12 protein-coding genes and 1 pseudogene are annotated in these 12,955 nt (G+C 46.0%); 9 read left to right on the top strand and 4 right to left on the bottom strand.

Annotation, left to right across the window (positions count from 1 at the left end):
- Window positions 1-416: 416 nt before the first annotated feature.
- Window positions 417-569 (top strand): hypothetical protein, encoded by a 153-nt coding sequence (locus tag L696_RS30465; RefSeq protein WP_155985391.1) that lies wholly within the window; start codon window positions 417-419, stop codon window positions 567-569.
- Window positions 570-967: 398 nt separating this feature from the next.
- Here L696_RS30465 and L696_RS0113615 read toward each other — a convergent pair whose 3' ends face one another.
- Both L696_RS0113615 and L696_RS0113610 read right to left on the bottom strand, forming a co-directional pair.
- Window positions 968-1,885, bottom strand: coding sequence for a sensor histidine kinase (locus L696_RS0113615; protein WP_025684128.1), 918 nt, complete (start codon window positions 1,883-1,885; stop codon window positions 968-970).
- Complete coding sequence (locus tag L696_RS0113610) at window positions 1,882-2,559, bottom strand: response regulator transcription factor (RefSeq protein ID WP_025684127.1); 678 nt, start codon at window positions 2,557-2,559, stop codon at window positions 1,882-1,884. The genes L696_RS0113615 and L696_RS0113610 overlap by 4 nt, the downstream gene beginning before the upstream one ends.
- Window positions 2,560-2,836: 277 nt before the next feature.
- Between L696_RS0113610 and L696_RS30460 the strand changes: the two are divergent.
- The 3 genes and pseudogenes from L696_RS30460 to L696_RS0113600 form a co-directional block, all read left to right on the top strand.
- Window positions 2,837-2,956: pseudogene (locus tag L696_RS30460) on the top strand (iron ABC transporter permease); the annotation flags it as partial.
- 93 nt (window positions 2,957-3,049) lie between these two features.
- Entirely contained in the window at window positions 3,050-3,961 is a 912-nt protein-coding gene (locus L696_RS0113605) for an aldo/keto reductase (protein ID WP_025684126.1), read from the top strand.
- A gap of 208 nt (window positions 3,962-4,169) precedes the next feature.
- The gene (locus tag L696_RS0113600) at window positions 4,170-4,496 is read left to right on the top strand and encodes a thioredoxin family protein (RefSeq protein WP_025684125.1); all 327 of its coding nucleotides are present in this window, start codon (window positions 4,170-4,172) and stop codon (window positions 4,494-4,496) included.
- 185 nt (window positions 4,497-4,681) lie between these two features.
- On the opposite strand, the gene bacA is transcribed toward L696_RS0113600, so the two are convergent.
- Together bacA and L696_RS0113590 are read right to left on the bottom strand one after the other, a co-directional pair.
- On the bottom strand, window positions 4,682-5,479 hold the full coding sequence (gene bacA / locus L696_RS0113595; protein ID WP_025684124.1) for an undecaprenyl-diphosphate phosphatase: 798 nt from the start codon (window positions 5,477-5,479) through the stop codon (window positions 4,682-4,684).
- A gap of 124 nt (window positions 5,480-5,603) precedes the next feature.
- Complete coding sequence (locus L696_RS0113590) at window positions 5,604-6,974, bottom strand: hemolysin family protein (protein ID WP_025684123.1); 1,371 nt, start codon at window positions 6,972-6,974, stop codon at window positions 5,604-5,606.
- Window positions 6,975-7,197: 223 nt separating this feature from the next.
- Here L696_RS0113590 and L696_RS0113585 point away from each other — a divergent pair, with 223 nt between their 5' ends.
- The 5 genes from L696_RS0113585 (at window position 7,198) to L696_RS0113565 (ending at window position 12,578) form a co-directional block, all read left to right on the top strand.
- A complete protein-coding gene (locus L696_RS0113585; protein WP_025684122.1) occupies window positions 7,198-7,998 on the top strand; it encodes a DUF1836 domain-containing protein in 801 nt (266 codons plus the stop codon).
- A gap of 201 nt (window positions 7,999-8,199) precedes the next feature.
- On the top strand, window positions 8,200-9,141 hold the full coding sequence (locus L696_RS0113580) for a glycosyltransferase family 2 protein (protein ID WP_025684121.1): 942 nt from the start codon (window positions 8,200-8,202) through the stop codon (window positions 9,139-9,141).
- A gap of 83 nt (window positions 9,142-9,224) precedes the next feature.
- Window positions 9,225-10,178, top strand: coding sequence for a glycosyltransferase family 2 protein (locus L696_RS0113575; RefSeq protein WP_025684120.1), 954 nt, complete (start codon window positions 9,225-9,227; stop codon window positions 10,176-10,178).
- Between the two features lie 71 nt (window positions 10,179-10,249).
- Entirely contained in the window at window positions 10,250-11,629 is a 1,380-nt protein-coding gene (locus L696_RS0113570; protein ID WP_025684119.1) for a lipopolysaccharide biosynthesis protein, read from the top strand.
- Window positions 11,604-12,578: a polysaccharide pyruvyl transferase family protein gene (locus tag L696_RS0113565; RefSeq protein ID WP_025684118.1), complete on the top strand. Its 975-nt coding sequence runs from the start codon at window positions 11,604-11,606 to the stop codon at window positions 12,576-12,578. Before L696_RS0113570 ends, L696_RS0113565 begins: the two co-directional genes overlap by 26 nt.
- Window positions 12,579-12,955: the final 377 nt, after the last annotated feature.

The raw sequence follows: 12,955 nt of genomic DNA, 5'->3' as shown, positions 1-12,955 counted from the left end.
TATTTTAATAGTGAAAGGAGGTGGAATTAACATGGAGAAAATTGAAATTTTAGAAAATATGGATTTTGATATGGAAGTACAGTGTGATCCTAATCATTGCAAACATGATTGTCTTGGTGACGATGGACATTGTAGCGTTCATTTCTTCGAATCTTTTTGAAAGAATGATTTATCTAATCAGGTATTAATTGACCCCTGAAAGGAAGAAGTAAGAATACTTCTTAGTTTGTCTAGTGCCCTCGTCTTTTGAGACGGGGGTTTTTCTTTTGCATCACATCTGGGAAAGTAGAGTGTTGCCCCTGGATGTAAACAATGCATAAGCCACTAATTATGCCAAATAATACACTGTTTTATACAATAGAAAATTTAGAAGTATTTTTAATGATATTTTAATAGTGAAAGGAGGTGGAATTAACATGGAAAAAGTTAAGGTTTTAGAAATTATTGATTTTGAAATGGAAGTACAATGTGATGGTTCTAGTTGCAAATATGATTGTACCGAACCCAATGGTTTGGAAATCTCCGCAAATGTCAATAGCGAAACTCATGGAGCTAATTGGCATCCGTGAAGCTTCGCTAAATTGTAGATGATCAAGTAGTCGATAAGCATGATTATCAGCAAAGCAAAAGTTAGCGCTATGATCTTTCTCGTATCCGTACTAGATTGGTGGAAATAGATGGGGAAAGTTGATATTATGATTCATATAATTCGGCGGGGCTTCCTCAAGGGGATAAGCGTTTTCCAGAGTCACATTTTTGTTTTTCTCCCAGATTCAAGTTATTACCAAATATGAGGTATGCATTGACAATTCCTGTTTGGCCATAGTACTTTTTCAACTCTTGAGTTTTCAATAGAGCCCTATACGTTCTCCTCCATAAAAAAGTCTGTATTGTGACGCCCTGCAATACAGACTTTACCATATCAATCCTCTAACAGCCTTTCTGAAATCTAACGGTGTTGAAAGAACTATTTGTCCATGGGAAGGAAAATGGAGAAGGTGGAGCCACTGCGACAGCGTGACTGTACCTTGATGTAGCCACCTTCAGCAACGATGATTTTTCTAGCCAAAAATAGTCCAATCCCGATACCCTCTTGTGAGTTTACGGTAGGGGAGCGATAGAAACGCATAAAGATTCTACTCTTTTCCTCTTCTGCAATCCCTATACCATTGTCGGTAATATCGATCCGGCAAAACAAATCATACGCAATCACATTTATGATAATGCTTCCGCCGGTTTCTGTATACTTCACAGCATTGTCCATAATATTGTGGACTGCTTCGGACGTCCATTTCAGATCAAAGCAAGCATAAATCGTCGTATTCTCCATAACAACCGAGATGCCTTTGCCATCCGCTTTTGGCATAATTTGCTCCTTTGCACTGTGCAGGAGCTTTTGAACAGATTCTCGTCTTGGCGCTACCGTGATAATCCCCGTTTCAAGCCGCGATGTTTTCAACAATGCCTGGATCAGAAAGTTAAGCTTTTCGGCCTGTGCAGATAGAGCTTTCACACAAGTGGAGGTATCCTGTGATAGTTCGTATTCGCTAAGTAATTGGGAATAAAGCAGGATGTTGGCCAATGGTGTTTTCGTTTGGTGTGAAATATCGGAAATCAGCTCATTTATTTTATTCTTTTCAGCAAGCAGATTTTTGGAGGACACGGAACAAATGGAAAGAAATCTCACAAATTTAGCTTCTATTGAAGAAAGAACGGATTCATCAAAGACATCCTCTGAGAAGCTGCCATTTATCGCGGCATCAAGCATGTTCTCAATGGTTTTCATTGTTTTTTGGATGCTCCTGCGATACAGCATAATAGCACATACAGCGGTGCATACAGCAACAACGGCAATTCCAATACATATATATAGGAGTGTTGTCATTTCAACGCCCATGTGTAGCCCAGCCCATAAACCGTTTTAATATATTGTGGGGAAGAAGGATGATCCTCGAGCTTGTCACGTAGCCTTTTTATCGTAACTGACAAGGCATTTTCACCTACATACTCAGCCCCGTCAGTCCAGATGCTGTCTATCAAATGATCACGCGAAACGGTATTTCCTCGATTGTTGATTAGGATGCGCAACAATTTTTGCTCAGTTTTACTTAGTTCAATAGGTGTACCATTCTTAATAAATTCCATCCTCTCGAATGAAAAGGAAAAATTATCGAGCTGAATGGAGTCTGCAAGCGAGTATCTGGATTTCTTTAGCTGAACGCCCACTCTAGCTCTTAATACCATAAGACTGAAAGGTTTGGTGATATAGTCGTCCGCACCCAGCTCAAGACCGGTTACGATATCCGTTTCCATATCATTCGCAGTCAGAACAATGACTGGCAAAGCTTTTGTTTTACGTATATCTGTTAAAAGATCAAGCCCGTTTCCATCTGGTAAATTAATATCCAGGATGACTAAATCAAAAGCAGTGATGTTCAATTGTTCTTTTGCAGCAGCAATGTCATACGTTTGCACAAATACGTTGATAGGTTCTTTAAGAGCAAGAACAATACCATTACTCAATGCGATATCATCCTCGACAATTAATATATAATTCATTATTTACCTCCTGTTTTTTGATAAGCGTTCGACTAGGATCGGTTTTTTAGAAAGCAGCGACAGTAAAACGTTAAAGAGGGTTATAGGAATATTCTATTTCCAGTTTACAGGATATTGCTCTTAATTGCTGAATGTTTACCTGGACTGTTCGGAAACTCCTCATAAAAGAGTGAAGGTATTACTGAAATAATAAAAAGTTGGCATCCCAAAAATAGTTAATATTCCAAAAAAAAGTGCTGATTTTTACAATAGGGAAGTCTAGGGTTATTTCAATGGTATTTTAGGAGAACATACCTGTCATTACGCGCTGCCTCGACGATAAAAAAAGATCGCAGCCTTCATTCTGACAGGTGGCTCCATTGCTTTTGCAACCGTTATTTTTCAGACGGTTACGAATACTTGGGGTTGTTTTTTTTGTATACTTTTTTCGTATAATAGAGAAATATTAAAAATTTAAAGTTATATGTTATTGGAAGTGAGGGGAGCATAAATGAAGAAAAATCGTCTGGGATCTTCGGATTTGCTGGTAGGCGAGATTGGCTTGGGCTGTATGTCGGTCGGTACGGAGGAACAGCAAGGTGTCTACCTGATTCATGAAGCGCTGGATCGGGGCGTGAACCTGCTGGATACAGCGGATTTGTACCAACACGGGCGTAATGAGGAAATTGTGGGTGCAGCGATCCGTGGACGGCGACAAGATGTCGTTTTGGCGACCAAGGTCGGTAATCGGCGTATCCCGGGCCAAGATGGCGGGAGATGGGACCCGTCCAAGGAATATATTCTGTCTGCAGTCAAAGAAAGCCTGCGTCGCCTGGGAACGGACTATATCGACCTGTATCAGCTTCACGGTGGGACGATTGACGATCCCATCGACGAAACGATTGAGGCTTTTGAACAGCTCAAAAGAGAGGGGGTCATCCGTTATTATGGCATTTCCTCGATTCGTCCTCACGTCATCCGTGAATATGTCGAGCGTTCGAATATCGTCAGCGTCATGAATCAATATAGCTTGCTGGACCGTCGGGCAGAGGAAGAGGTACTGTCATTACTTCAGGAGCGGGGAATCAGCGTCATTGCACGCGGGCCTGTCGCCAGCGGCGTGTTGACCGACGAAGGAGAAGGCAAGGTAGCCAAGGGCTATCTGGACTACGAAGGGGCAGAGCTGCTGGACATACGTAAGCAACTGAAGGCGTTTACGGGTACAGAGCGCAGCATGGGGCAGACGGCAATCCGTTATAGCCTATCTCATCCGGCTGTCGCTGCTGTCATTCCGGGTGCAAGCTCACTGGGGCAATTGGAGCATAATATCGCAGTAGCCAGTATCCCGCCGTTATCCAGGCAGGAGCGGGAAGCGCTACAGCAAATGAGCCGGGCCAACCGCTATGATGCGCAATACCGCTGATATGAGTACAGGTAGGGCAGAGGGGAATCTTTGTCGCACGGTCGGAAATGCGATTTGCCAGCCGATAAATTGGGTCATACTTTCGAACGTGTACTCGCTATAGTTGCAATATATGAAAGAATCATTACAATATAAGAATAAGCTTAGGTTTATAATCCATATTTGAGTATGGAGACGTTCAAAAATATACACTAGGAGGAATCAACAAATGGAACGTATCGAATCACAGCAGCAGTATCAGGATTTGATTAATGGTGACGGCTTGACTGTCGTGAAATTTGATGCAACCTGGTGTCCGGATTGCAAGACACTGGACAAATTCATGGGTGGCATTATTGAGGAAAATGCGGATAAGCGTTTCTTTGCGCTTGATGCTGAGAAATTCCAGCCGATTGCCGAAGAAAATCAGGTACGCGGTATTCCGAGTCTGCTCGTTTTCCGTAACGGCGAAAAAATTGCTCATTTGCACAGCAAATATGCCAAGACGCCAGCACAAATTTCCGAATACCTGACCACGTTGGAATCAAAACAATAATCGAAACTATAGTCAAAGTCGTACGATTCAAGGGATTGAATCAAACGTATCTTTCATTTCGGTAAAATAGAAAAAGGGATATCCCATGGCTGACGAATCATGCTCATGGGATATCCCTTTTTTGTCATACGAAACGAACTCTTGTTGCTGAAAAGCATGAAGGCTTTGCGGCAACAAACAACAGCTTACAAAATAATAAAGAAGAACACAGCCGCCAATACGAAGCGGTAGATGGCGAATGAAGTCAGGCTCAAGCGTTTGAGCAGACCGAGGAACGTTTTGATCGCCAGCATTCCAACGATAAAGGCAGTGATAAAGCCTGCCGCGAACACCGGAAAATCGCTCATAGACAGATGGTCCATGCTTTTGATCATATCAATACCCGATGCGCCCAGCATGATCGGAACAGATACTAAAAATGTAAATTCAGCGGCTGCTGTATGGCTTACACGGGCGAATAGGCCCCCGGACATAGTTGAGCCTGAACGGGAGAAGCCCGGCCATAAAGCCAGAACCTGGAACAAGCCAATCGTAAAAGCCTGCTTATACGTAATGTCATCCACCGTATGCGATTTAATGGGCGGATGGAATTTTTCAGCCGCGATCATTAGCAAGCCTCCGATGATCAGACTGTACAGAACAGTTTGAGGGCCAAACAGGTATTGCTTGATTACATCACGGAACAGCACGCCAATCACACCCGCAGGGATCATGGCCAAAATAATATGTAGCAGGTTCAGGCGCGGCTGGGTCGAGATTCTGCGTCTGAAATCAAATAAGCTCAGGAACCTGCGCCAGTACAATACGACAACCGCCAGCACAGCACCTAACTGCACAATAACCTCGAACGTTTTGACTGTATCATTCTCCGTGTTTAACCCGAGAAGATCAGCCGTCAGGATCATATGACCCGTCGAAGAGACCGGCAAAAACTCTGTCAGCCCTTCAATAATGCCCATAATAATAGATGATAAAATATCCACTTTATTAGTTCCTCCTTACACGCGTGCAGGGCAAACGCCCTAAGCCGTTTGCCCTGGAAGTATGTCATTTCAGTAGGAGTGAACGCAACAAGTGCACAGTGAAAGCCGCTCAGGTCACAGCGGTTCACTCCCGGGAAGAAGTGTCCGATTCCGCTTCCAATTCGGATACAGGAGATTCATTGTGTAGAATAATCTCCACCCGTCGAATACGATTTTTACCCATTTCACGAATGATAAATTTCACATCATCTTCTATGAATTCCTTGCCCTGTCTCGGTTCCGGAACCCGACTATACACCCACCCTCCGACAGTATCCACGTCCTCATCGTCCAACGTCAAGCCAGTCAGATCACTCAGATCGGAAAGCATCACCTTGCCATCCATCAAATAACTGTTCTCCGTCAATTTCTCGATTTCCTTCCGTTCATCCTTGTCAAATTCGTCTCGGATTTCGCCAACAATTTCCTCCAAAATGTCCTCTATGGTAATCAGACCGGAGGTTCCGCCGTATTCATCGACGAGAAGGGCGATATGAACCTGCTCCTTCTGCATGCGTTTGAGCAGCGTGTTGACGGGTATAACCTCCGGAACGGTCAGGATCGGTTGAATCAGAGTATGGAAATCAAGCTCAGGGTTGCAGTCATACTCAAGGAACAATTGCTTGGTATTAATCATACCGATAATCTGATCCTTGCTCTCTGTCGCCACCGGAAAACGGGTATACTGCTCTTCGTGAATGGTTAGCATGTTTTCTTTCAGCGAGCGATTCGTAAACAAGCATACCATATCTGTACGTGGCACCATAATTTCTTTGGCAACGGTCTCGTCAAAAGCAAAGATACGATTCACGTAGCCATATTCGGTGTTATTGATCTTACCACTTTCCACGCTTTCGGACAAAATGATCTGAATTTCCTCCTGAGAGTGCGCTTCCTCATGCTCGCTTGCCGGTTGAAGACCAAACAAACGAACCAGACGGTTGGCCGAGCCATTCAGGAGCCAAATAAACGGATACATAATCCGGTTAAACCATACGATGACCGGGGAGGTCAACAAGCTTACTGCTTCCGCTTTGCGGATCGCCAGCGTTTTGGGAGCCAGTTCACCGATCACCACGTGCAGGTAAGTTACAATGACAAATGAAATAATAAAGGCCAGGATATGTGAAAATTCTCCATTGATGTTGAGCTGTTGAAAGAGAGGCTCCAGCAATTTGACCACGGTGGGTTCACCGAGCCAGCCGAGTCCCAACGCTGTAATCGTAATACCAAGCTGACAGGCGGATAAGTAGCCGTCCAGATTATTGACGACCTTTTGTAGCGCCAGTGCGTTTTTCCGATTTTCCACGACCAGCTGATCGACCCGGCTGGAACGGATTTTAATAATCGCAAACTCGGTAGCCACGAAGAAAGCACTAAATAAAATCAACACCGCGAACAAAAATAGACTGACACCTATACCCATATAATTTTCACTCATCCCTTTTTCGTTCAATTTTTAATGAACTCCATTTTAAGTTCACTTGAACTTATTTTAAGAACTTAAAAGCAAATATACAAGGTTCATATGCAATCATAGCAGGTCACCTGCCTCCAATTTGTACGGAAAATAAGGCAAAACAGAACCCGCACGGCTCATTGCTTTACTTTACAAGCCTAGTTTATGGGCGTATGATGAGTTCAAATGAACTTGAAATGGTTTAAAGGGAGGAAAGCAGATGGAGTCTTTTACCCTCACACGCCGTGATATGGCCCATTTGCTGCTGGCGATGGAAGGTCGCCGCGAATTGCAGCCGTTGGCCGTTCTTCAGGATGCCTGGAGACGCACCCATATCCATCCGGGCCGTCCCGGCAGCACGATGCCGACATTTTTGTATACTGAGGTAACGCCTGTGCTGGATAAAATTATCAAGGGCAAGCACAGCGCAGCTTTTTCGCTACAGGAAATCGTTTCTCTCGGCCAACTGGTCGAGTATAGCCACGTTTCATTGGCCTCTATGCAGAATTGGGTCAAACGTGACTTCAAGGAATTTCTCGGATCGCCCAAGATTGGTAAAAAATATTCAGTCAACCAGGCTGCACTGCTGCTCATTGTGGAGGATTTGAAATCGTGTCTAGATTTTGAATCCATTCGTCAGCTATTTCATATCCTGTTCCAACAGCCGGAGGATGATACGGATGATCTAATCCAGCCGGTCGATTTGTACGCTGCTTATTCAACCTTGTTTGAGGAGCTGGATGCGAATAGAGATCAGCTGCTGGATGTGGCAGGAGCCGGGCTTGCCAAAGAAAATGGGAATTCTGCTACAGGGCAGCAGCGTCAGGAAGGTGCGACCGAGGAATTGCTGATTCAGGCGGCCGATCAATACACCAGCCGTTTGCAGCATTTGACCCCTAACCAGTGTCAAGCCGTTCGGAATACATTGCTGGTAGCTGCGGTATCGGTGCAAAATAGTTATTTTTTGTCCATGGCACGCAGGTATGTGAATGCGACGTTGTTTCTGGACTTTCGAGGGTAGACAGGATTGGCGCTAGAAGCCGATCCTATTTTTTTGCCCTTTTTCGAGTATTGTCTACCCTTTTGGAGACTGAAAAAGTATACAAAAGAGGTATATACACTCAAACGCTGTCAAAGATACAATAAACATATATCATCCAGCAATTGGAAAAACTTTGAATATCTCTTCCAAAGCATCTGGATACACACAGGAGGTAATGGCATGTCCGATGTCTCCATCATCATTTGTACCCGCAATCGGATCGAAGATCTGACACGCTGTATACAATCTATTGCAGGACAGCAGCAGCTGGAGCATACGGCTGTAGAGCTGCTGATTGTGGATGACGGCGATATTTCCGACCAACAGGTCGAGCTGTACCGTGACATGGTATCCGGCTTGCCTCAAGGCGTTTTGAAGTATCATAAAAAAAGTCGTCCCGGCGTTTGGTTGTCCCGCTATGAAGCGTTGTCTCTCGTACGGTATGATATCGTGCTGTATTTTGACGATGATGCCGAACTGGACGATAAACTCTATATCCGGCGCTTGCTCGATACCTATGATCAGGATGAAACGATTGTGGGTGTTGGAGGGATTGCAAAGGGACTACATTCGAGCCGGGCAGGAAAGCTGCTGGGCATTTTGACATTTCAGATGTCTCCGTCTCTCGGCAAGCTTTCTCCCAGTAGCCTGGCAGGTTCATTGCTGCGCTGGGGAGAAGCGACGGAGGTTTTTGATACGGAATTTTTTCATGGCTGCAACATGTCATTCCGGCGGGATGCGCTTCGGGATATGAAGCCGTATCCGTGGATGACCAGCTATGCCGTGGCTGACGATTTGTACATGTGCCAGTTGGCGAGCCGTTATGGCAAACTGGTTATCAATCCCGACTTAACGATCATTCATCACGAATCCCCAAGCTCGCGCGATAAGGCGGGCAAAGTAGCCAAGGCTACAGCGATCAATCACTATTATTTTCTTGCTCTGAAAAAGGCGGGAGCCATCCACTACGGAGCGCTTTTATGGACCTTGTCCTACCTGATGTTCAAGGAAATACTGCGCCGTAACTTTAATGCCGCAGAAGGATACAAGCAGGGGGTGCTGTTTATTCTGAACCCGCGCAAGCAAAAATATAACGAATATTTAGGCCCGGCGGTTCAGTAATCAGAAATCTGTTGTAAACGTGCAGTCTGCGAAAAGCGGGCAGCTTGTGGCTTCATATATTTTCATGATAAAGGGGGAGTATGATGTTAAGCTTGTCCATTGCCCTGTGCACCCGAAATCGGGTTGACGATCTGACCCGATGCATCAATTCAATTGCTATTGGTGGGGCACCGGAGGCATGTGAAACCGAGCTGTGGATTATTGATGATGGAGAACTGCCGAGGCATGTGCTGGAACGCTATGAGCGTCAATTGGGCAGAGCGGGGATTACCTACCGATACCATCGCAAGGAGCAGCCGGGCTTATGGCTTTCACGTGTAAAAACGGTGGAGCTGGCGCAGGGCGATATCATTTTGTTCCTTGACGATGATGTTGAGCTGCCGAACAACTATTTGAACGAGCTGATACGCACCTATGAGGCTTATCCGCAGGCCGCTGGTGTCGGTGGCATTGCGAAGGGCATGAGCAACAGCATCATGGGGACCATCCGTTGCCTGTTATCATTCCAGCAGTCCTTGTCCAAAGGAAAGCTGTCTCTCAGCGGTCAGTCCGGTTCGATGTACAACTGGCACAAGGCGAAGAAGACGTTTCGAACCGAGTTTTTTCACGGCTGCAATATGTCATTTCGTCGTGAGGCGATTCGCAGTCTGGAGCCTGTACCTTGGCTGCAAAGCTATAGCGTAGGGGAAGACCTGTTGCTTTCACGAATGGCCATGAAAAGCGGCCCGCTGTACATTAACCCGGCGCTTACGCTGCTTCACCACGAATCGCCGTCCTCGCGCGACAATATGGAGCAGGTGACTTATATGCGGGTGATGAATCATATTCATCTACTGCGGGACGAGCGATCTGGGCCGATCGGTTATGCAGCGTTGTATTGGACGACACTGTATCAAATTTTGAGAGAGAAGCCCAAGAAAAATTATACTGCCATTCAAGGCTACAAAAAAGCGCTGAAGGCGATCTTTTCAGGTCCGAAGGAGCCTGTTGGCGGAGGTCAGCTGCCTGAACGCAATTCCAAAAAAACGGTAGGCTGATGGAGGTGCGGCAGGAGCGCGATGTTAACATAGAGACAGAGGCTTAATAAGGAACAGGAGTTGGACGTAACATGAGCACATGGACAGCAGCAAGGAAAGTATTCACGGGTGACAGTCTCGCCAAAACGATCATGCGTACGAGCTTTAACAATTTTTTCGTGCTGATCGTCACGACCCTGACTTCCATCCTGACCGCACGTATGCTCGGAGTCGAGGGGAAAGGGGAACTGGCGGCGGTTCTGTTCTGGCCTACGCTGATCGGTAGCGTGCTGAGCTTCGGCTTGCCAACGTCGTTGATTTATAACCTCAAGAAGAAAACAGGCACGACAGAGGAGCTGGTGGCGCTGTCGCTGTGGATTCAGTTGCCTGCCAGCTTGCTGGCGGGAGCTGTAGCGTGGATATGCATGCCGCTGTGGCTGAATGGCTATGGTGCGGATATCGTCCACCTGTCACAGCTCTATTGTGCGGCTGCGATACCGTTGGCGGTGCTTACGGCGCTGACAACAGCATTGTCGCAAGGACTGGATCGGTTTAGCGTATATAACGGCCTGCTGTTTTATTATCCGCTGCTGAACTTCATCGGTCTGGTGACGCTGTGGCTGATGGGACTGCTCAATGTGCAGCTGGCGGGGACCGTGAATTTTGCCGCGAGTTTCCTTGCGCTGGTATGGGCGTTCCTCCGTTTGCGCAAGCATATGAATTTACGTACTTTTCGCCCGTTCACCAGCCGTCAGGTGCTCCGTCCTTATTATAGCTATGGAGCGAGAGTCTACGGGATGGAATTGATGGGGACGCTGTCCACACAAACGGACAAAATCGTCATTGTGGCGCTGCTGTCACCCAAAGCGTTCGGTCTGTACTCTGTCGTCTACGCCTTGTCTCGTGTGTTCAATGTGGTGCAAAATGCCGTCACGAATGTAACCTTTCCGAAGGTGACGGGAATGGAGCACAGCAAAATTGTTGAAACGGTTGGACGTGCTTTTCGCATCTCCATGGCTGCAATGCTGATCGTCATCGTGCCTGCTTTGTTCATTGGACGATACATGCTGGGTCTGCTGTACGGTCCCGCTTTTCTGGAAGCATCGCTAACGTTCTACCTGCTGTCACTGGAATGTATCATCGGTGGCGGATCATGGATTTTGGCTTCGGCCTTTAACGCGCTGGGACGTCCGGGGCTAGTACTGTTCCGGCAAATTGTAGCCTATGCCATTACCGTTGGGCTGTTCTTTATGTGTACCCCGATCTTCGGTCTGGACGGCATTGCCATTGCTTTGCTTGTAGGCGCTTGTGTACGGTTGGCATTCTCGCTGTTTTCATTCCCGATGTTTTTCGATGTTCCGTTATCACGGATCATTTTTGATAAAAGTGATATCACATTTGTCATTCAGACCATACAAAAGAAGCGCAGGAAGGGAGAACTGAAAGATGCCGAATTCGCATCCCATGGCTAAACTGAAAAATAAGCTGAGCGTCATTCTCGACGTAGTCCCCCAAGGTTCGAATATCATTTATGTCGACTATCCCGTTTATAACAACGGTGGGGATGTACTCATCATGAAAGGCACCGAGGCGTTCTTCAAGGATAACAGTATCCGTGTTCGTGCCCGTTACAGTGCTATGGATATTCCCGATCAGCTTCAAATTCCGGGCGACTGGATTATCGTGTGTCACGGAGGCGGTAATTTCGGCGATTTATATTCAAATCACCAAAATCTGCGGGAACGCATCGTGCGGGATTTTCCGAACCACCGTATTGTAATCATGCCGCAGACGATCCATTTTCAATCTGAGCAGAAGGGGAATGAGGTCGCTGCGCTGTTCAATGCTCACCCGGATCTACATATGTTTGTGCGGGATACACGTTCATATCAGTGGGCCAAGGAAAAGCTGAATCAGTGCAGCATCACGCTATGCCCGGACATGGCGCACCAACTCTGGCCGTTGAAGCCGACTACGGAAACGGTCAAGGACGTACTGTACTTCCTGCGTACGGATATTGAAACCGTAGGGGGGCAAAAGCAATTCGACGACGAGGCCGATGCGGCCCATCGTCTGGACTGGGACACTCTGTTCACTCCGCTGGAAGTGAAAGGGATCGTTTACTTCCAGAAATTTTACCGTCTGGACAAGAAAATCGGCGGTCCGCTGCCTACGCGTACCTTTTGGTACAAGTACACCGACCACCTCATGAACAAAGCGGTTACGCTGTTCAGCTCTTACCGCGAGGTTCGCACCTCACGGCTGCACGGTCATATCCTGGCCTGCCTGCTCGATATGCCGCATGTCGTCATTGATAATTCGTACGGCAAAAACTCGCAATATTATAACACCTGGACACAGCCTAATCCCAAGGCGAAGCTGTTCAGCGATACACCCGATGCGATGGAGCAGCCGTCTTAATAGTAAGTAAAGATACGCATGATTAATTCCAAAGGTATGATAACGGCAAATATCTCCTGACCATTTCATTGGTATAGGAGATTTTTGCTTGGTGCTGAATTAATAAGGATAGTTAAGAGTTAAGCTTGTGAATAATTAAGGCTATTCATATTTAATGGTATGATCGCTCGTTCTTTCTTGACTACATGATGATACTCTTAATCAAGAAATCTTTGCAAACTATCCGAAAAGGTATCTTAAGTAAATATCTGAAAGGTGTATGATTTTATTCTAAAAAATGGTACAATTATGAGCGATAAAACAAATGTATTTTACTACTTGTTTCTCAATTACATAATTTTTTAACTATAATAACGATTTATGCTGAAAGGGTGGCT

The organism is Paenibacillus maysiensis (assembly GCF_000520815.1).
In the GTDB taxonomy this organism is placed as follows: domain Bacteria; phylum Bacillota; class Bacilli; order Paenibacillales; family Paenibacillaceae; genus Paenibacillus; species Paenibacillus maysiensis.
Note: the sequence above shows the minus strand (reverse complement) of the source record. Positions and strands in the feature narration are given on the sequence as shown.

What these genes read in the sequence shown, in the direction of transcription:
- L696_RS0113585 (WP_025684122.1), top strand. Translation starts at nt 7,198, where the DNA reads ATGGAGTCTTTTACCCTCACACGCCGTGATATGGCCCATTTGCTGCTG.
- L696_RS0113600 (WP_025684125.1), top strand. Translation starts at nt 4,170, where the DNA reads ATGGAACGTATCGAATCACAGCAGCAGTATCAGGATTTGATTAATGGT.
- L696_RS0113605 (WP_025684126.1), top strand. Translation starts at nt 3,050, where the DNA reads ATGAAGAAAAATCGTCTGGGATCTTCGGATTTGCTGGTAGGCGAGATT.
- L696_RS0113610 (WP_025684127.1), bottom strand. Translation starts at nt 2,559, where the DNA reads ATGAATTATATATTAATTGTCGAGGATGATATCGCATTGAGTAATGGT.
- L696_RS0113575 (WP_025684120.1), top strand. Translation starts at nt 9,225, where the DNA reads ATGTTAAGCTTGTCCATTGCCCTGTGCACCCGAAATCGGGTTGACGAT.
- L696_RS0113615 (WP_025684128.1), bottom strand. Translation starts at nt 1,885, where the DNA reads ATGACAACACTCCTATATATATGTATTGGAATTGCCGTTGTTGCTGTA.
- L696_RS0113570 (WP_025684119.1), top strand. Translation starts at nt 10,250, where the DNA reads ATGAGCACATGGACAGCAGCAAGGAAAGTATTCACGGGTGACAGTCTC.
- L696_RS0113565 (WP_025684118.1), top strand. Translation starts at nt 11,604, where the DNA reads ATGCCGAATTCGCATCCCATGGCTAAACTGAAAAATAAGCTGAGCGTC.
- L696_RS0113580 (WP_025684121.1), top strand. Translation starts at nt 8,200, where the DNA reads ATGTCCGATGTCTCCATCATCATTTGTACCCGCAATCGGATCGAAGAT.
- L696_RS30465 (WP_155985391.1), top strand. Translation starts at nt 417, where the DNA reads ATGGAAAAAGTTAAGGTTTTAGAAATTATTGATTTTGAAATGGAAGTA.